At 32.4% G+C, this 20163-nt stretch carries 20 protein-coding genes and 1 tRNA gene; 10 read left to right on the top strand and 11 right to left on the bottom strand.

The genetic code is table 11. The features are described from left to right. Window positions 1–86: 86 nt before the first annotated feature. Window positions 87–2954: an excinuclease ABC subunit UvrA gene (uvrA, locus tag AAGD29_RS02870; protein ID WP_341758446.1), complete on the top strand. Its 2868-nt coding sequence runs from the start codon at window positions 87–89 to the stop codon at window positions 2952–2954. A gap of 899 nt (window positions 2955–3853) precedes the next feature. On the opposite strand, the gene AAGD29_RS02865 is transcribed toward uvrA, so the two are convergent. The 3 genes from AAGD29_RS02865 to AAGD29_RS02855 form a co-directional block, all read right to left on the bottom strand. Further along, a tRNA-Ile gene (locus AAGD29_RS02865) sits at window positions 3854–3930 on the bottom strand. A gap of 100 nt (window positions 3931–4030) precedes the next feature. Further along, the gene (locus tag AAGD29_RS02860; protein ID WP_341758445.1) at window positions 4031–4516 is read right to left on the bottom strand and encodes a hypothetical protein; all 486 of its coding nucleotides are present in this window, start codon (window positions 4514–4516) and stop codon (window positions 4031–4033) included. 132 nt (window positions 4517–4648) lie between these two features. After that, the gene (locus tag AAGD29_RS02855) at window positions 4649–5743 is read right to left on the bottom strand and encodes an IS256 family transposase (protein ID WP_341758444.1); all 1095 of its coding nucleotides are present in this window, start codon (window positions 5741–5743) and stop codon (window positions 4649–4651) included. Between the two features lie 885 nt (window positions 5744–6628). On the opposite strand from AAGD29_RS02855, the gene AAGD29_RS02850 reads away from it, so the two are divergent. The 4 genes from AAGD29_RS02850 (at window position 6629) to AAGD29_RS02835 (ending at window position 9446) form a co-directional block, all read left to right on the top strand. Beyond that, window positions 6629–7387 (top strand): Arm DNA-binding domain-containing protein, encoded by a 759-nt coding sequence (locus tag AAGD29_RS02850; RefSeq protein ID WP_341758443.1) that lies wholly within the window; start codon window positions 6629–6631, stop codon window positions 7385–7387. A gap of 79 nt (window positions 7388–7466) precedes the next feature. Next, complete coding sequence (locus AAGD29_RS02845; RefSeq protein WP_341757373.1) at window positions 7467–8357, top strand: IS982 family transposase; 891 nt, start codon at window positions 7467–7469, stop codon at window positions 8355–8357. A gap of 6 nt (window positions 8358–8363) precedes the next feature. Further along, window positions 8364–9035 carry a site-specific integrase gene (locus tag AAGD29_RS02840; protein WP_410521185.1) on the top strand — a complete coding sequence of 224 codons (672 nt, stop codon included), beginning with the start codon at window positions 8364–8366 and terminating at the stop codon, window positions 9033–9035. Between the two features lie 21 nt (window positions 9036–9056). After that, the gene (locus tag AAGD29_RS02835; RefSeq protein ID WP_341758441.1) at window positions 9057–9446 is read left to right on the top strand and encodes a DUF1828 domain-containing protein; all 390 of its coding nucleotides are present in this window, start codon (window positions 9057–9059) and stop codon (window positions 9444–9446) included. A 92-nt stretch (window positions 9447–9538) separates the two neighbouring features. On the opposite strand, the gene AAGD29_RS02830 is transcribed toward AAGD29_RS02835, so the two are convergent. From AAGD29_RS02830 to AAGD29_RS02810, 5 genes are all read right to left on the bottom strand, one after another. Beyond that, complete coding sequence (locus AAGD29_RS02830) at window positions 9539–10363, bottom strand: Dam family site-specific DNA-(adenine-N6)-methyltransferase (protein ID WP_341758739.1); 825 nt, start codon at window positions 10361–10363, stop codon at window positions 9539–9541. A gap of 295 nt (window positions 10364–10658) precedes the next feature. Further along, entirely contained in the window at window positions 10659–11987 is a 1329-nt protein-coding gene (locus tag AAGD29_RS02825; RefSeq protein ID WP_341758440.1) for an MFS transporter, read from the bottom strand. Between the two features lie 270 nt (window positions 11988–12257). Next, on the bottom strand, window positions 12258–12773 hold the full coding sequence (locus AAGD29_RS02820) for a hypothetical protein (RefSeq protein ID WP_341758439.1): 516 nt from the start codon (window positions 12771–12773) through the stop codon (window positions 12258–12260). Between the two features lie 150 nt (window positions 12774–12923). After that, window positions 12924–13421, bottom strand: coding sequence for a lysozyme (locus tag AAGD29_RS02815; RefSeq protein WP_341758438.1), 498 nt, complete (start codon window positions 13419–13421; stop codon window positions 12924–12926). Further along, the gene (locus AAGD29_RS02810) at window positions 13375–13641 is read right to left on the bottom strand and encodes a hypothetical protein (RefSeq protein WP_341758437.1); all 267 of its coding nucleotides are present in this window, start codon (window positions 13639–13641) and stop codon (window positions 13375–13377) included. The genes AAGD29_RS02815 and AAGD29_RS02810 overlap by 47 nt, the downstream gene beginning before the upstream one ends. Before the next feature lie 92 nt (window positions 13642–13733). On the opposite strand from AAGD29_RS02810, the gene AAGD29_RS02805 reads away from it, so the two are divergent. After that, window positions 13734–14159 (top strand): helix-turn-helix domain-containing protein, encoded by a 426-nt coding sequence (locus tag AAGD29_RS02805; RefSeq protein WP_341758147.1) that lies wholly within the window; start codon window positions 13734–13736, stop codon window positions 14157–14159. A gap of 32 nt (window positions 14160–14191) precedes the next feature. After that, window positions 14192–14758, top strand: a complete 567-nt coding sequence (locus AAGD29_RS02800; RefSeq protein WP_341758436.1) for an IS630 family transposase — start codon at window positions 14192–14194, stop codon at window positions 14756–14758. Here AAGD29_RS02800 and AAGD29_RS02795 read toward each other — a convergent pair. Beyond that, entirely contained in the window at window positions 14755–15006 is a 252-nt protein-coding gene (locus AAGD29_RS02795; RefSeq protein ID WP_341758435.1) for a hypothetical protein, read from the bottom strand. The genes AAGD29_RS02800 and AAGD29_RS02795 overlap by 4 nt on opposite strands. A gap of 31 nt (window positions 15007–15037) precedes the next feature. Continuing rightward, the gene (locus AAGD29_RS02790; RefSeq protein ID WP_341758434.1) at window positions 15038–15385 is read right to left on the bottom strand and encodes a hypothetical protein; all 348 of its coding nucleotides are present in this window, start codon (window positions 15383–15385) and stop codon (window positions 15038–15040) included. Between the two features lie 246 nt (window positions 15386–15631). Here AAGD29_RS02790 and istA point away from each other — a divergent pair, with 246 nt between their 5' ends. The 3 genes from istA (at window position 15632) to AAGD29_RS02775 (ending at window position 19668) form a co-directional block, all read left to right on the top strand. Then, complete coding sequence (gene istA, locus AAGD29_RS02785) at window positions 15632–17128, top strand: IS21 family transposase (RefSeq protein WP_341758433.1); 1497 nt, start codon at window positions 15632–15634, stop codon at window positions 17126–17128. After that, complete coding sequence (gene istB, locus AAGD29_RS02780; protein ID WP_341758432.1) at window positions 17129–17839, top strand: IS21-like element helper ATPase IstB; 711 nt, start codon at window positions 17129–17131, stop codon at window positions 17837–17839. It abuts the gene before it with no gap. Between the two features lie 377 nt (window positions 17840–18216). Then, the gene (locus AAGD29_RS02775; RefSeq protein ID WP_341757292.1) at window positions 18217–19668 is read left to right on the top strand and encodes an IS4 family transposase; all 1452 of its coding nucleotides are present in this window, start codon (window positions 18217–18219) and stop codon (window positions 19666–19668) included. 82 nt (window positions 19669–19750) lie between these two features. Here AAGD29_RS02775 and AAGD29_RS02770 read toward each other — a convergent pair whose 3' ends face one another. Next, the gene (locus tag AAGD29_RS02770) at window positions 19751–20134 is read right to left on the bottom strand and encodes a hypothetical protein (RefSeq protein WP_341758431.1); all 384 of its coding nucleotides are present in this window, start codon (window positions 20132–20134) and stop codon (window positions 19751–19753) included. Window positions 20135–20163 lie beyond the last annotated feature (29 nt).

Below are 20163 nucleotides of genomic sequence, written 5' to 3'. Positions count from 1 at the left end.
TTAAAAATTACTATTGCAATAGTAATTCAAAACAACCTATAATGCTACAAGTTTTTTGAAAGTTCCTTAAAAAATTATAACAAATTATGATACAAGAATATATTAAAGTTCGTGGTGCTAAGGAGCATAATTTAAAAAATGTAAATGTTGATATTCCAAGAAATAAGTTTGTAGTAATTACAGGGCTTAGTGGTTCTGGAAAATCTTCACTAGCTTTTGATACTATTTATGCAGAAGGACAACGTAGATATGTTGAAAGTTTATCTTCATATGCTAGGCAATTCTTACACCTTCAGGATAAACCTGATGTTGAATCGGTCTCTGGTTTGTCACCTGCAATAGCTATTGATCAAAAAACCACATCTAAAAATCCTCGTTCTACAGTGGGTACTATAACTGAAATTTATGATTATTTAAGATTATTATATGCAAGGGTAGGAGTACCCTACTCTCCAGCAACAGGTCTACCAATCAAGAATCAGACCATCTCAGAGATGATAGATGCCATTCATAATTTTCCTAAGGGTACTAAATTATACATATTAGCTCCAATTATCAGAGGACAAAAAGGTGAATTCAGACGTGAAATGCTTGATCTTAAAAAACAGGGTTTTGGGCGATTATTCATTAACAATGAAATTTATGAAATCGATAATCTTCCAAAATTTGATAAGAATAAAAAACATAATATTGAAGTAATTGTTGATAGGATTTCTCTAGAAGAGGATTTAGGTAACAGGCTTGCAGATAGTTTGGAAATCTCTCTTAAGTTGGCAGATGGTATAGTATATGTTGAAATTGTTGACCTACCAAACGGATTAGAAACCAACCTTACTAAAGGTCAGAGAGTCATTTTCTCAGAAAAATATTCTTGTCCAGTTTCTGGTTTCCAAATTACTGAAATAGAACCAAGAATTTTTTCCTTTAATAGCCCATTTGGTGCTTGTCCTAAATGTGAGGGTATCGGCACAGAATTGTGTCTTGATAAAGAATTAATTATTCCAGATAGCAGAGTTAGCATTAAAGATGGAGCTATAGCACCTTGGGGAAAAATATCCTCAAAATTTTTTTTAGAAACATTAAAAGCTTTAGCAAGTCATTACGAGTTTTCATTAGACACTCCTTTTGCAGAACTACCAAATACTGTACAGCAAGTATTATTCCATGGATCAGGTGACGATGTTATAAAATTTCAGTATCATGATGGTTCTAAATCTCAGGTGGTACAGCAACCTTTTGCTGGAATAATACCTAGCTTACAAGAAAAGGAGCGTAAGGCTGATTCTTCTGTAGTAAAAGAAGAATTATTAAAATACAAAGCAGAGTACAAATGCACATCTTGTGAAGGTTATAGACTAAAAATGGAGTCTCTTTGTATTAAAATCGCTGATATGCATATTGGACAAGTATCTACCATGAGTATTTTGCAACTACAGAAATGGTTTAATCAATTAGATAAACAGCTCAATAAAAAACAAATGACTATTGCCGAACGCATATTAAAGGAAATCAAGGAAAGATTACAATTTCTTATGAATGTTGGTCTTGATTATCTTGCTTTGTCTAGAGAATCAGGAACTCTGTCTGGTGGAGAAAGTCAGCGTATTCGCTTGGCATCGCAAATTGGTTCAGGGCTTAGTGGTGTGTTGTATGTACTTGATGAACCCTCAATTGGTTTACATCAACGTGATAATGCTAGATTAATAGAAACTCTAAAGAATCTTCGAGACCTTGGTAATACAGTGCTTGTTGTTGAGCATGATGAAGAGACAATGTACGAATCGGATCACATTATAGATGTCGGACCAGGTGCCGGTATTCACGGTGGACATATAATAGCACAAGGAACAATTGAGGAAATTAAACAATGTCCCAATAGTATAACGGGTAGCTATTTAAGCGGAAAACAATCTATTGAAGTGCCAACAAATACTAGAGTATCACCTGCGGGTAAGGTAATAGCATTAACTGGGGCTATTTCTAATAATTTACAGGATGTTAATATTACAATTCCTCTGAGCAGTTTTACAGCAATAACGGGGGTATCAGGTAGCGGTAAATCAAGTTTAATCATTCACACTTTATATAAAGCAGCTTTAAAATTTTTAGAACCCTCTTCAAAAAACTTTCCAGGAGAATATAAGTCAATTAAAGGTCTTGAATATATTGATAAGGTTATTGATATAAACCAATCACCAATAGGTCGCACACCAAGGTCAAATCCAGCAACTTATACTGGTGCGTTTACCCATATTAGAGACTGGTTTGCTGAACTACCCACTGCAAAAGCACGGGGTTATAAAGTTGGCAGGTTTTCATTCAATGTTAAAGGTGGAAGGTGTGAATTATGTCAAGGTGATGGTCTGATTAAAATAGAAATGCATTTTTTACCTGATATTTATGTAAAATGTGATGTTTGTAATGGAGACAGATATAATAGAGAAACCCTTGAAGTTAAATATAAGGATAAATCTATAGCTGACGTTCTTAGGATGACAGTTGAGGATGCAATGAGTTTCTTTGCTAAAGTACCACTAATTTACGAAAAGCTTGTTACTTTAAATGAGGTAGGACTTGGTTATATAAAAATTGGACAATCTGCTACCACTTTGTCTGGAGGTGAAGCTCAAAGGGTAAAGTTAGCTAAAGAGTTATCAAAACGCTCAACCGGTAAAACTTTATATATACTTGATGAACCAACAACAGGGCTGCACATAGATGATATTAATAAATTGCTTAAAGTGCTGCATAAGCTAGTTGATATGGGTAATACTGTTATAGTTATTGAGCATAATCTAGATGTTATCAAAACAGCGGATTATGTTATAGATGTTGGACCTGAAGGTGGAGATAAAGGCGGTAGAATAGTAGCTACCGGCACTTCAAAGGATATCGCTGCTTGTAGTGAGAGCTATACTGGACAATATTTAAAGCATTATCTGAACCAGTGTTAAGGTAGCTGCGATGAGCCGCCACATTTAATATAAAGTTCCTAAAAGAATATTATTGACACTTTTTGACATTTATTATTAAAATATACAGCTCATAATATTCGAGTATATTGTTCGTAAATAACCTCAGTTCGATATAAGAATTCTCAGTACATGACATAAAGGTTAACAAAAAATTAATAACCAAGAAAAAGTATATAATAGTACAAAATATATCATTAATTGAGCTATCACCAACTTAATAGTTAAATATTACTTAGTAATTTTCTATTTTTATATTATAATTATTACGTTTTGCAAGACATTAATTTTTTGTTAACCTTTATGTCGTGTACTGATATAAGAATTATTAATTCTTATATCGAACTGGCTTTGTTATAAGGAAAAATGCACTCTTGAAGCGGTTCTGTGAGTGCATTTTAACTTTTTTCATCATTCAATATGTGATTTTAATAATTAAAATCACATATTGAATGGAGTGTTATATTTTAACAATCAGGTGGGCAGCCGCTTCAAACCTGATTGTTTCTATATATAACACGAAAGTTCGATGTAACAAGTTAATACTAGACCCAGTATCATCTCTATTGTGGGTGATGTCACCCCTGCGTAGGCAGGGGTCTAAAGAAGTAACAAGGATTAAGTGCTTAAACATTTTTAGATCCCTGCCTTCGCAGGGACATCGAGCGTGCAGAGAATAATAATTATTCTTACATCGAACTGAGGTTAATTTATTGTCTCGTATTAACTGTCCAGAAAAATATAACCACATCACTACTATTGAGAAAAAACGTAAATTGATAAATTTAGTGTTTGGTAACCTAGAATTAAAAGACGGAAAGCTAGACTTTATGCTACGTTCACCGTTTGACGCATTCGTAAAATGCACTAAAATCGAAGAATGGTGGGCCCGGCAGGACTTGAACCTGCGACAACACCGTTATGAGCGGTGGGTTCTAACCAACTGAACTACAGGCCCTTTTATTGATAGTTAAGGTTTATATAATTATTAGCTTTCTAAGTCTAGTAAAATTTTTATAACACTTGAAAAAGTTTTAATTAATTTAGGACTTTTTGGGTCAATTTTTCTGATTATTTATTTTGTTTGCATAACTATAACAATATATTGCTTTAAAAAACATGACCCCCAACACCCAACTTGATATTATTAATTCCATTATTTTATATTTTTGGGCTAGTTCTAGATTTACAGCTCTCATATATCCAAAAAAATATTTTATTGAAAAGATGATGATTATCAATATAAGAGGTTGCCATGAGCCTGGAATAATTATTAAATTATTATTAACCTGTATAAGAGGTTTGTCAAAAAATCGCCAATTAATAATAGTTGAGATAATTAGTAATATACAAAATAATGTTAAGTTTTGTACATTATTAGAAAATCCTTTTATATAGAGTAACAAGAAAACAACAGGAGCAATAAATAACCTTGATGGTAATATAACTGTTTGCTTACTTGCTTTAATCCCTCTAAAAATTAAGTAACCAAATAATAAGTATACCCAAAATGGTGTAGCCTTCAAAAAATATATGATTTGCATTTTTGTCCCTTATAAATTCAAAAGGTTAACATATAGCTAACCCGATTAACCCCAATTCGGGATAAGAATTAACTAATTCTTATCCCGAATTCATACAATAAAAGAGGAGTCAATAATTTTTTTTGTGTAAGTTCATTTTTTATTTTCCAATAAATCATATTTAAAATCTCCACAAAGTATTTCAAATTGATTTAAAGCTAATGACCAATCTTTTATAGGCATAGTCCATTTTTTAGCCGCATTTTGTAAGGCTAAAAATATTATCTTTTGAATTGATTTATCATCTGGAAATACACCTTTATTTTTAATAATTTTCCTAATTTGACGATTTATAGACTCTATAGTATTCGTGGTATAAATCACCTTTCTAATCTCCTCAGGAAAGGCAAAAAATGGTATTATTCCTGACCAACTACGCTGCCAAATATCAGAAATTACTGGATATTTTTTATCCCATTTTACACTAAATTGTTGCAGTTTTAAACGAGCCATTTCTTCGTTATTTGCCGTGTAAATTTGTTTTAAATCTGATGTTACCTCTTTTAAATCCTTATATGACACGTACTTTACTGAATTGCGTACCATATGCACTATACATAGTTGTACTATAGTAGCAGGAAATATGCTACTGATAGCCTCAGGAAAGCCTTTTAAACCATCAACGCAAGCAACATAAATTTGTTCTACACCTCGATTCTTTAATTCAGTTACTACTTGCATCCAAAATTTAGAGCCTTCATTTTTTCCTATCCAAATGCCCAATAACTCCTTCTTGCCTTCTATATTAACCGCAATTGCCAAATATACAGCTTTATTTATTACTATATGATTGTCCCTAGATTTAACATATATGCAATCCAAATACAATATTGGGTATATCCTATCTAAACAGCGATTTTGCCACCTAGTTACCTCCTCTAGTACTCCATCTGTTATGGTTGATATTAAATCACTAGATACTTCAGTTTGATATATTTCTTCTAAGTGACCACGAATCTCACTGACTGTCATACCTCTACCATAAAGTGAAATTACCTTCTCATCAAATCCATTAAATCTCCTCAGCCCTTTTGGTATTAATTGTGGATTATACTCACCTTCCCGGTCTCTTGGTACTTCTAATGTCAACTTACGACCATCATCATCAATTACTGTCTTCTCATAGCTACCATTACGACGATTATTATCTACTTTTTCTACTTTACTATGTTTTGAGTGTAAGTTCATTTTTTATTTTCCAATAAATCATATTTCGCTATTGTTTTGTAGCATTGAAGCCCTAATACTCATAAGCTTTTCTCCTATAATTTTAATTAACATTTTAGCAATTATTTCGACTTAATATATTAGTCAATTTTTCGTGAAAATTGAGGAAAATCCCCAAAAAAACACTATGAAAATATTGTTTTTAAAATCATACTTTTAGTTGTACTATTATTATAATAGTCAACAAAAATAGGTTAATTTAAGTACTTAATTAATGTTAATGTTTCTATATAATTAATTATGTATATTAAATAACAATTTAGTTTATCTAGCCCCTGTGAACAAAATTTAAATTGTCTATATTTTGAGTATTTTTAAGCGAAAATTAATAAGATTTTTGCCATAATAGTTAATCCTATTTCAAAAAAATCTTATAATTTGCAGCTAAAAAGTTAAAATAGAGTAATTTAAATTTTGTTCAGAGCCTAGATATATGATACCAGTTCATTTCATCTTCCTAAAAATACAATAACCAAAACTACTCCACTGAAAGTTCAGAACAACAAAAATGTTAACCATCAAAAACTATAATAACAATTTTACTGCCTGTTATTAGATTAACATTATTCTGAAGAGCCTAAAAAATCCCCTTTACTCTGCGGAAAAATAATTGTATTTATGCAAGACGATACTACGTGGTGTAGTGTCAGCACCGAGGTTAGAAGACAATCGAACAAATTTCAATCTAACCTCAGTGTCTATTTTTCACAAAACAAAAAACAGGATTTTACTCTATGCCCTCCTATATTAAAAATCAATGAAAAATTACTTAATTTAAATAAAAAATACCAATAACATCATCAGTGCAAACGCTATTGAAACTAATAATATAATTAAGGTAGATATATGACAACTTTTGACTTAGATTTTACTCAAAAAGCTGTAAGTAAAATGATTCTTTCTAAAACTAAACCAGTTTTTTATAATGATACCAAAGAAAAGGGTCTGTTTCTTACTGTGAACAAAAGCAAGACTTTTTACTTACGTAAAACAGTAGAGAAGAAAGGTCGTTGTCTTGCAATTAGATTAGGTAAATTTCCTTATATGTCGGTAGCAGAGGCAAGAAATAAAGCTGCTGAACTAAAAAGCCAAATAGAAAAAGGTATTAACCCTCTTGAAAAATTAGCTATTACAAATAATCAAATAGATAATCAACCAATCGAACTAACAAATAATCAAATAGATGAGAAACTAACCAAATTAACCGTTAAAGAGTTCTTTTACAATAAATATATTGAAGAACACTGTAAACGTAAAAATCGAGGCTGGGAAAAGGATATTGCTAAAATGAAACTATATGGTGAAGATTATTATGACATGAAAATAACTACTGTAACAAGGGCTGATATTCAGAAAACGTTTAATGATATTAGCAATAATAAAGGTATATATAGTGCTAACGACTTTGTTAAGTTATTTAGTGCGATGTTCAATAGGGGTATTAAATGGGAAATGTTAGAGAAGAATCCAGCAAAGGGTATTGAAAAGAATCCGGAAAAGGTCAGAACACGATATATTGAAACCATAGAGGAATTGACAAAGCTCATTAGGACAGTTATTATAGAATGTACTAGTATACGTCAGTTTGGGATAAGATATAGATGAAATAGTAATAGATAAAAGGATTGTCAAAAAGGAGTGCCTGCAGTATTTATATTTTTAAACAAAAAAACAAACTACAGGCATGAAAAAAGATATCACAGAATTATATAGTTTTATAGATGATTTTTGTAAAATTTATTTGGAGTATGAACAGAGAAAGTTATTACCATCAAATAAGCAGAGAAATCGCTGTTGTAGCATGAGTTTAAGTGAAATGTTAACAATAATAATTATGTTTCATACATCCTATGCTAAGAATTTTAAATTTTTCTATAAAAGTTATATAGAGTGCATGCATAAGGATGATTTCCCTAAAGCCTTGAGTTATAATAGATTTGTTGAATTAATGGCACGATTATTCATACCGCTAAATATGTTGATTCATTTGTTGTTTGGTGAGGAAACAGGTATTTATTTTATTGACTCTACAACGATTAAAGCTTGTCACAATAAAAGGCGTTATAGCAATAAAGTTTTTAAAGGATTAGCCAAACATAGTAAATCCTCTATGGGGTATTTTTATGGTTTTAAATTACATGTAATAATCAATAATAAAGGGGAGTTTATGGCATTAAAAGTGACCAAAGGCAATGTAGATGATAGGATTCCAGTACCGGAGTTAACAAAAAGATTAACTGGAATTATAGCAGCTGATAAAGGTTATATTAAGCAAAATTTGTTCTTAAATTTATATGAAAGAGGCTTAAAAATGATTCATGGAATTAAGAAGAATATGGAAAATAAATTAATGGATTTGAAAGAAAAAATCTTACTTCGAAAGCGTAACTTAATTGAAACAGTTTTTGATTATCTAAAAAATAAAATGAACCTTGAACATACTAGACATAGATCACCAATAAATGCCTTTGTCCATATATTATCTACTCTTGTTGCTTATTCATTAAAGAAAAATAAACCTTCAACAAAATTTGATTTTAATCTACATGTTCTCAATATCCTTATCCCGAATTGACGTAGTATAGTTGCGGATTTTATCTTACTGCTACTATTTACTGGAGCTAGGAGAAGTAATGTTTTGTCTATGAAATGGCAGGATATTAATTTTGAAAACATGACATGGACTATACCAGCTAGGATTGCTAAAAACAATAAAACACAAAGAGTTCATTTAGTGGACTCTGCCCTAAACATATTGACAAAAAGAGAAAAAGAAAATAATAATAAATCAGTATGGGTATTTCCAAGTAGCTATAAAAATAGGAAGAGTGGTCACATAGCAGTCCCGCAGGAGGCTTGGCAGAAAATGTGTAAAGTGGCTGGTATTGAAGATTTAAGGTTTCATGACTTAAGAAGAACACACGGTAGTTGGATGCGTAAGGTTGGAGCAGATAGAGAGATAATAGGTGAGGCTTTAGGTCATAAGGATCAAAGATCAACAGAAGTATATGATATTATAGCGAAGGATCAAGTTAGAGAGTTTCAGAACAAAGCTACGATTCCATTCGAAAAAGTTCTGAAAGACCTAGAATTTTTTACAGAAAATGAAGTAACTCTGCCAAAGGAAACAAAAGAAATTACTAATAATATTGAACCTAATAATACTATTGAAGCACTACAAAGACAGATTGAAGCACAGCAAAGAATAATTGAAGAATTGGTGCAACAGATTAAGAAACTAAACATATCTTAAACACAGGCTTCAAATTTGTGTATGGTTAGCAATGTAGAACATCTTTTGGTAAGTTACCATCAATGGTTAGAAGAGAAAACAACATGGAAACAATTAAAAGATTGGGTGGAGATAACTACCCCTTATCTTGACTGCCATAATGACTACATCCAAATTTATTTAAAGCAACAAGGAGATAGTTATATTCTCACTGATGATGGTTGGACTATCGATGATTTAAGCCAATTTGGTAGATTGCCTGATTCTGCTAAATGGCAAAGATTTCTAGAAACGACTCTTAATGGTTTTGGTGTACATAAAAATAATAATGAAATGTTTGTTAAAACCAATAAGCAAAATTTTGCCTTAAATAAACATAATCTGATTCAAGCAATTCTAGCAGTTAATAATTTTTTAATAATAAATGATTAATTACTTTAAAAAAAATTTTTGCAAACGCCCCTATGCCTAAACACAAGAGTAATGCTGAGTATATGTTGAGTAATCAGCATAGCTATTTCAGCTTATTCATAGTTAGTAATGATAAGCTCTTTGGCGATTTCTTTCTGTACGTTTACTTTTTGTCCAGTTATGGTGTATTTAATGTCAACAGTATTGATGGTAAAATCTTGGTATATTTCTCTGATAAAATTGGTGTCACTATTGGAAATCATTAGTTTTACCCCTTTGCTAGTGAGTTCCTTGGCAAAATCTCTTAGCCTGACTTGTTCCTGTTCATTAAAGGGCAATCGAGTATAAAATTTCTCTCCAGCCTTATGATAAGGCGGGTCAAAATAGACAAAATCATTTTCCTGAGGTTCGATAAATGAGAAATCAGTGACGTAAATTACGGTATCACTTAGAAAGCTACTGCATTGTTTTAGTCTTTTCTTAAAATGAGAGATACCATAGTTGTGAGTAGAAAAGTGCAAGCCAAGCTTGCCCTTTTTGTTGATACAATAAATACCATTGAAACAATATTTATTTAAATAAAGAAACCGAGCAGTGATGTTAGTAGGGTCGTTGCTGTTATCATTGTTTAGTACACGGTAATAATATTCTTTTGAGTGCTGTGCTTTGTGTTGGGACAATAAATCATTTACTGCTATTGGATTCTTTTTTACCATATTATAGCTGGTAATTAATTCTAAATTAATATCAGATAGAAAACATTGTTTGAATCTATCTTTGATTTTAAAGAACAATGCCCCACCGCCAAGAAAAGGCTCGTAATAATTATTGAACGAGAGAGAAGTAGGAAGGCGGTCTATTAACTGATCGACAATTTTCCTCTTGCCGCCAACCCAATAGATGAATGGTTTGGGCTTAGTCGTGGTATTAGGCATAATTATAAATTGGTATTGCTTAGCTATGAAATAATCTTAACAATTGAACTAAATAGACAGTCTAAAAAATAAGTTGTCCATTGTATCATAAATACCACAAAACTACCACAAAAATTTGTCAGTATAATTAAATAAATTGAATAATTGGAAAGTAAAACAACATGTTGAGACTAAGCAAATAGTCTGCAATTTTGCCAAGTCAATTCTTGAAAAAAGAAGAGTATATATCAGCAACTAACTAAATTATGGCTTACTTATCAGCTCTTTAGCCAGCAACCATAATGACAATTTTAGCTAACTAGACTATACAGTTTTCTGAGCGGATGATTTTAGCTATTTTCGTCAGGTTTTCAAAATGCAATAATCCGTAAGTAAAACCAATGATTATAGGAATCATAATAAACCATATTCCCCAATTGCCAAAACATTCAACAAGGTAGACAAAACCAAAAGCACTGATAACATATATCATAGCACGAGATACAGAAAATGTCATGCTAGCATAGGTAAAACGTTTAAATATAGGAAAGCTTTTTAAACAAATAGGAGTAGTGGGGTTTAAGCATTGTTTCCATAAGACTATAAAAAATTGAATAAAAAATAACTGATAAGGAGAATTAACATTATTCAATAAATACGGACAAAATATCATAAAAATAGAAAATATTAACAGTACAATTTTCATGATTAATAATGGATATACTTTCAAACTTAAATAACATAATATTAATATGGTTAACAACTCTATTATACAAACAATAAAATTATGCTTAATAATTTCGGGTACTGTGTAACCAAAGCTAGTTTTTAAAATATTACCACAATGTATATAAATGAAATAAACACATACCGGTAAGGCACATTGTAGTAAAAAGAAAGCTATTACAGTTTTTTTATTAACTTTTTCTTGCCAAATAGGATCGTTTTTTAAAATATTTATATCGGTATTAGTTGTTTTAAAAACTCTTTTTATTCGACGTTTGGCATCGGCAAAGTCTGGGGCTTCTCTAAGTTTTTTTCTTGCAACAGAACCAACAAATGCAATTATTGCACCAATCCAAAATGCTATACGCCAATTAATACCATAACAAACAACAACTGAGGAAATTGCCAAAGCTCCTACTGTTCCTAGGACAGCACAAGCCCCTATCAATCCAACACTTGCATATTGTATAGGTGGGTGAAGCATCTCCGTTAAATAAAGTTCTGCCCCTACTATTTCGCCCATAGAAGACATACCTTGAACAGCCCGGCAGATAATCGCTATCCAAACCGCTACGATTCCTATTTGTTCGTAAGTAGGCAGATTAGCCATAACAACGCAAGCAGACGACATCATGAAAGTTGTGATGATAACTGTTGATTTACGCCCTATATTATCACCTATCCATCCAAATATTAAAGCTCCTAATGGTCTAAGTAGGTAAGTTGCACAAAAAGCACCTGCAGAATACAAAGCAGTAGTGTGTGGATCAGTTTTGGGAAAAAATAATTCATTAAGAAGCCCTGCCATATGAACATAAATCATCAAATCAAAATATTCAAGGAAAGTTCCTACTGACAGTAACCCCACAGCTTCTTTTTGTTCTTTGTTTAAACTTCTTTGTTCTTGAGGGTATCCTATCATTTTTCTTACCATCAATAGCTTGGGCATTAATGATAGCAAGAAAAAATAATATTAAAAGTGAAAAGAAATTTTTAGTTAACAATAACCTCAACTATTGATATAAGACATCGGTTTACCTATTGTGTCATCCTTGACCCTTTGGATGTCACCCCTGCGTAGGCAGGGGTCTAAAAATAGCATAGAAGGTATGTTATATAGTTTTAGACCCCTGCCTACGCAGGGGTTGTCCGCAATTGATGCTTAACAATATCACCGAATATTTAATAAAGATTAATAAAGCCTAAATAGTCTAGGGGATATCTCTTTGACATATTCACCATATATTTCAGGATAATCACCTTTGAACTTTGGTAGATCAAAGGTTTTGCGGGTAGCGTGTTTCCACGATACAAGAATATGATCACCTTTTTTTAGGTAAACATGGAATTGCATATAATTCATCACTTCTAACTTTAAGCTATCTTCCTTGCAGAGTAGCTGTTGATGTATCTCTTCCAACTGATTCAGCTCTTTTACTTTTTCAGCTATTGCGTCATTTGCTTCAATAATATTTTGGCTATCAACATTATTGCTAGAAATAGCGTAGTGTTTTCTTGCCTGCTCAACAGTTTGGGGCATAGTTTGGGACACAGTTTGCGGTATTACCTCAGGGGTAGTGGAAGTCTGTTTTATAGTATCATTTATTACGACTTCTTGAGGTCTATTTTTCTTTTTGCTTAAACTAACAACATTTTGATCTTGATATTGTTGTTGATTTCTTTCTATTTTGATCCTTGCGGCTTTCATTTTTTTATCCTTGTTATATGATTTAAACCGTCATTGCGAGCGAACGTACGTGAGCGTGGCAATCCATGAAGCTTGTCATATAGATTGCTTCGTTGACCTACGGTCTCCTCGCTAATAGACGGAGTAACACGACAAAATTACCTGTCATATCTAGTTTTGTAAAAATATTTCTCTCTCTAATAATCGTCTTCTAACTAAACCTTTAAGCTTGATACCTCTAGCATAAACCCATTTAGGAAATTCATCAGCGGCTGATAAATATTCACCTCGTAGCAGCTTCTGTCGTAAACTGGAAGCTTGAAATGCACCAGCTCCGCAGTTGAAGACAAATGATATCAAAGCCCCTTCTTGTGAGCAGTTTAATGGTACGCGACAATGTCGATAAATGGCATATTTAGCTTGTTCTATATCCTGCTCTAGCAAGTAATCAGCGTGTTCTCGCGATATACCATCAGACATTTGTTGTTGTTCGTACTTTTTTATGACATGCCCCCAGCCAATAGTTTTTAAACCAGCTGGGCAGTAATATGGTTGTAGTCTCAACCCTTCAAAGATTTTAATGATATATTCTGCTTTACTATTACTATCATTTGCAGCAAGTTTAATATTTGTATCCATTAACTTTACCATTACTACTGCCGTTGACATAGGTGTGGCTACTACCATTGCTATAGATGTAACCGTTATTGTTACCATAACCATTCACTCGGTATCTGCCAAAAGCCCGATGACCAAACCAAAAACCAATCACTGCACAAAATATACCTTGATCCTCACTGCTCCATATAGTGTCAACTGATGCACTAAATTTTATGAAGATAGCTAATTTTAATGCTACATAGAGCAGAAAGAATATATAAGTAATCATTGGTCTAACAGTGCTAGATAAAAAATCCACCCAATTATACTGCTCGTAAATGAAGAGTTGAAGGAAGAGAAGAAAGAAGCTAGAATATGATTATGGGAAATATTTTAATATCTGAACAAAGAATGGCACTGAAGTCACGTCATGGTAATGAACGAGATAGGAGAGTATGTGACCGAATTAAGGCAGTTTTGCTGTATGATAAAGGTTGGAGCTATGGAGAAATAGCAGAAGCATTGCTGTTAAGTGAAGAAGCTATAAGAAAGCATGTCAGAGATTATCAAAAATTTAATAAATTAGAGACAGCTAACGGTGGTAGTGCAAGTAAGCTAAGTGAGCTAGAAGAGAAAGAGTTAATAGAGCATTTAGAAATATGTAATTATGTTTATGCCAAAGATATCAGCAATTACATAGAAGAAAAATACGGTGTTAGCTATACAATAGCAGGAGTAACAAAGCTATTAAGGAGATTAGGCTTTGTATATAAAAAGCCAAAATCGTACCCGGCAAGCTTGATGTAGATAAGCAAGAACTATTTAAGCTAGAATATAGTTTGTTAAAAGGTAATCTCAAGGCTAAAGAAGCTATATATTTTATGGATAGCGTTCATCCTCAGTATCAAACAAAAGCCCGTTATGGTTGGATCAGAAAGAATCAAAATAAAACTTTACCAACATTTAGTGGCTGGAAAAGGAAGCATTTAATAGGAGCAATTAATTTATCTGATTTGCAATTAGTTAGCACAGATAATCCTAAAGTAAACGGTGATTATATAATCAATTTTCTACAAAAATTAGAAGCAGAAAATCCTAATAAAGAGAAGATATATGATAATGCCGGGTATCATAAGTCAAAGAAAGTAAAGGAGTATCTAGTAAATAGCAAAATAGAATTAGTATTTTTACCCTATAGCCCTAATCTTAATCCGATTGAACGATTATGGAAATTTATGCATAGAATTGTAACAAATAATAAATTTTACCATAATTTTGCTCAATTCTCAGAAGCTATAGATAGATTTTTTGGTAATATTGATAAATACAAAGGTAATTTGCTTACTCTTATAACTGACCAATTTCAGACTATAACTTTTAATCATTTTGCCAACTCTTCAGGTTAATTGAGTATATTACTGATGTTATTGGCTATTTGCATGCCAGCATATTGGTACAGATATTTACTCTCATCATTATCAGCCTTAATTTGGATTTCCTCAAGTCTAGCACTATGACCAGTCTTTAAAGCTTTTAATTGTAAATCAATTAATTTAAGTTCATGTTCTTTGTCCTTCTTATCCTTAAGGAAATGCAAAATCTTCGGTATAAAACTACTGAAAAATCCTATAAAGGCACTTAATATCGCTATCATATAAATCTCTAAAAGTTATTAAATATTAGACCTATTGGGCAGTAATAGTACCATAACTATTACCACCAATAGTCAGTTTCTTATTAACAAGATCAATAATAACCTCACCAGCAACATTGCTAATGTTAGCATAAGATTTCCAGCCTGATAGATTTGCTTTAACACCATCAAAAGACAAACTAGAGGTTGGTGCATTGACATTATATCTTACGGGATTTGATAAAACTATACTCCAAGTCTGAGAGGTCGCAACAGATTGTGCTTGAGTTTGTAAATTAGCGACTTGCGTAGTTAAACTACTAATCTGAGCTTGTTTTTGATTAACAACATTATCTCTTTCTCTTAGGCGTTGTTCTAAATCAGCTATTTCATTAAGCAAACTTTCTGTTTCATCTTCTGCCGCAATATCTGATAGGTGTAAACTAGTTAGCGAGGTTAGGCTTTGGCTTAAATCTTTACTGCTCTCAAGACTACTTAGTTTGTTAGAATGTAAATTGTAACGAACTATTGACCCATTTAGAGCAAGAATTGTAAAGAGAATTGACCCACCTAAAAAGAAATAGTAGCTGCTACATAAATTAATAATTTGTTAATAATGTGTAGGAGTGTTTAGGGAGTGTTTATCGTGGAATCAATTTCAAAGATACGTAAAATGTATCATGTTGATGGCAAGGCAATTAGAGCAATTGCCAAAGAGCTTAATATATCAAAAAATACTGTTAAAAAGGTTATACGCAGTAATGCGACCAAGTTTGAATTAGCTAAATATAGTAAAGCTAAGCCAGTTTTAGGTGAATATCTTGCGATGTTAAATCAGCTATTAGCAGAGAATATCAAAGAACCAGTTAGGCGTAGAATGACTGCCAAGAAATTACATCAGCAGCTGAAGATATCAGGTTATCAAGGTAGTTATGAATCTGTGAATCTAATAGTTAGAAGATTCCGAAGAGATCATGAAGCAAAAGGTAAGCAAGTTTTTATACCACTAAATTTTGAGCTAGGAGGAGCATTCCAGTTTGATTGGGGAGAGGAAGAAATATGTTTAAATGGGGAGGTTACTAGAGTTAAAGCAGCGAGAATAAAGCTATGCTATAGTCGTTATTCTTTGGTAGTGGTTTATCCTAATGAGCAGCTGGAAATGGTTATGGATGCCCATGATCAAGCTTTCAAGTTTTTTGCTGGTTGTTGTAAGAATGGTATTTATGACAATATGAAGACGGCTGTCAAAAAAATATTGATTGGCAAGGATCGTATCTTTAACGAGAAGTTTATCCAAATGGCCTTTCACCATTTATTTGAGCCACTTGCCTGTACTCCAGCATCGGGATGGGAGAAAGGACAGGTTGAGAAACAAGTAGGAGACACTAGACGTAACTTTTTTATTCCAATATTGAAAGGAGATAGTTATGAAGCTATTAACATTCAGCTAAGAGAGATGTCTATAGAGTGGGCTAAAACTAAAAGACATCCTGAATTTACAGAAAGAACGATTCTAGAAATATATGAGGAAGAGAAGGCATATTTAATAGGATATAGAGGGCAGTTTACGGGTTATAGATTACATCCAACGACCGTATCACCTTTGAGTTTAATACAATACGACACCAATATGTATAGTGTCCCATGTGAATATGTAGGACTTAGTGTACAGATTAAATCCTATGCTTGGCAGATAGTAATTTTACATGAAAGCAAGATTATTGCAGAGCATGTACGTAGTTTTAAACGCTATCAGAAGATTTATAATCCATGGCACTATATAGCAGCTCTAGAACGTAAACCCGGTGCTTTACGTAATGGTGGACCGTTCAAAGAGTTAATGAGTTTGTTGCCTGAGATATTTGGCAAATTACGAAATAAGTTAGAGACTTACAAGGATGGTGATAAACAATTTATAGATATCCTACTACTTGTTAATAAGTATGGATTAGAAAAGGTAACCAATGCTTGTAACCTAACAATTGTTGCTGGCGGCTGTAGCTCTAAATTAGTTGAGCAATATTTGTTACAACCAGCAATGAAACTAGATATCCAAGAGACTGAGTTTATTCAGCTAAAAAATCCTCCTGATGCTGATTGCAGTATCTATAGCAAGTTGCATTTAACAACGGAGGTAAATTAAATGAAAGATTTAATATCGTTATTAGACAAATTAGGTTTAGCAGGTATGAAGATGCTGTTATCTGAGTCAAGTAATTTAACAAATGATGCCCCTACTACTAGTGTGTATGATGTGTTAAAGAAACTGCTTGAAGCAGAGTGTGAATATAAAAAGTCACGTTCTCTGCATTATAGGTTGCAGTTAGCTAAGTTTCCAACCATAAAGTTACTATCAGATACATGCCAAGCTAAATTGGTTGAGAATATTGATATACAAAAAGTGATTGATAATCATCAGAATATCATGATCATAGGTGGTTCTGGTTCTGCAAAAACTCATCTAGCAATTGGTTTAGCTTTTACTGCGGTTGAAAAGGGTTACAGGGTGAGGTTCTACACTTTAAATGAATTAGCTAGCCAATTACTCAATGCTAGAACGCATAATTATGAAAGCAAATTCATCGATTCAGTTAAGAGATTCAATGTTATTGTGATAGATGAACTGGGCTATGTACCAATAAAAGCCGAGGCTAGATTCTTATTATTTGAGCTGTTTGCTAAATTATATGAACAGTCTTCGCTTATCATCACTACCCATTTGAGATTTGAAGAATGGGGTGATATGTTTGGTAATGCTAAGGCAACAAAAGTAATTATCGATAGATTAACACATCATTGTCAAATCATAGAAACTGGTAATAAAAGTTTTAGAGGAGGGAAAGATGTAAATTAGTAAAGAGCAATATTGTAATAAAAAAATCATCAACTGAGTATAGTTAAATATTATCTGAATCTGAATTTTAATAATGGTTAAAATCTGATCAAAAAACTATAATTCATTTTATTTTTTAGTATGGTTTGGTGGGTCAATAGTTCATTACAATAGTGGGTCAATAGTTCGTTACAATTTACATTAGAACTATTAACAGAGATGATGTATTTTAGCTTTCTAACATTATAAGTAATTCTGCTTATTAGGTTCTTCAGATTATCTCTACCAACACGGCTACCTAAGTTCCCTTACTATTACCCACAAAATAACAATGGTGAAAAAGAAGTAAAAATAATATACTGATTTGCAATTAAAATATTACATTGTAGAGGTATAGTATGAGTCAAGAAATAATAAATAATTATTTGACCGAGGAATTTAGTGGAGCTATTTTGGGTGATAAAAGGCTGACAAATAGGTTAATAAAGATAGCTGATAATTTTGCAAATATACCTGAAAGCTCAATTAATCAAGCATGTGGAAATTGGGCAGAAACAAAAGCAGCATATCGTTTTTTTAAAAACGATAATGTTAAGGAATCAAAAATATTAGAAGCCCATATTGCTAAAGCAGTAGAAAGAATCAAAGAGCATGATAAAGTTCTTGTTATACAAGATACTAGTTATATCACATATACTAGTCATAAAAAAACTACTGGATTGGGTGTGTTATCAAGAAAAGAGGGAAAGAATGTTAAAAATATTGAATGTAAAGGTCTGATAATGCATACTGCCTTTGCGGTTGCTACCAATGGATTAGCACTTGGGTTGTTGGATCAAAAGATTCACAATAGACCAGCAGTGCCTGAAGAAATACAACAGTTAAAAAAAACTAGTCATGGTAATGCGGTACATATTAAAGATAAAGAAAGTATGAAGTGGCTTAATGCATTACAGAACACTATTAATGCAACGAATAATAGTAATACCCAAATTATAACTGTTTGTGATAGAGAAGCTGATATATATGATTTTTTTGAATTGGCACAAGCTCAGAAATCTAAAGTTTTAGTTAGAGCTGCACAGGATAGAGAAATAAATAAAAAGTCAAAATATTCCAAAAAAGATAGACAATATTTGTGGAAGGTAGTATCGGGTTTCCAGTGTGCTGGAGAAATAGCAGTTAAAGATACTAGTCAAGAAAATAAAGCTAATAGGATTAGACATTTGGAAGTTAGATTTGGAAAATTTATAATGAATCCTCCTGTAAACAATGTAAGACATAAAACAGAAACATTGCCAAATTTACCAGTATATGCCATCAATGTTATTGAGCGTCGTCCCCCTAGTGGAACAACACCATTAGAATGGATGTTACTAACCAATATAGTTATCAATAATTTTGAAGAAGCTATAGAGAAAGTAAGATGGTATTGTTTAAGATGGAGAATTGAAATTTTTCATAAAATTTTAAAATCTGGATTTAGGGTTGAACAATGTAGACTTGCAACAGGAGAAAGATTAATAAAATACTTGACAATCATGAGCATAATTGCTTGGAGAATTTTTTTTATTACTTTAATTGGCAGAACTAATCCTAATCTACCATGTAGTGTAATATTAGCTGAAGAAGAATGGCGAGTTTTGTATGTAAAGATACACAAAGCAGCTCCCCCTAATAATACAATTCCTACAATAAAAAATGCTATAATATGGGTTGCTAAATTGGGTGGGTATTTAGCAAGAAAAAATGATCTAGAGCCTGGTCCTATTGTATTGTGGAGAGGATGGCAACGGTTATTTGATCTAGTTCAAGGTTATCAATTAGCTAACTCTAATATTTGTGGGTAATAGTAAGCCTAAGTTCCAAGGCAGGACGATATACTCGATGAAAATCAACAATTGCGTTGTTGTTGTCCAAGACCTACGGTGCTCACGTACTAATGTACGCTGTGCTCCTCGGCTTGGACACTCCTAGCACTTGTTGATTTTGATCTTCGTCTACCAACTCTTCATTTACGAGCAGTATATAATTACCCTTGTCCTCAGAACTCATGGCTACTTTAGTGAAAGGATGTTGCGTACCAAGATAAAAGCTTAGTGCTGCTTTAGAAAATTCTATAATTTCAGTGCCGCTCGCAGTTGTTATGTGCAGATCTGCTTTTTCTACCTGATTCGGTATGAAAATCTTATCGCCTAAGTAAAATTTAGCGATATCCGGTAAATGATCACTATTACTTCTGTAAACATTTTTCATGATTGTTCTAAGATTATCGATATCTTTTGACGTTTCAAATTTTACAACAATTTCTCTCATATAATCCCCTGTAGTATCTGTATTGTAGG

The sequence above is a fragment of the Candidatus Tisiphia endosymbiont of Ditula angustiorana genome (genome assembly GCF_964026425.1).
Taxonomy (GTDB): Bacteria; Pseudomonadota; Alphaproteobacteria; order Rickettsiales; family Rickettsiaceae; genus Tisiphia.
The sequence above is the reverse complement of the archived record's forward strand: the minus strand, read 5'-3'. Positions and strand labels throughout refer to the sequence as shown.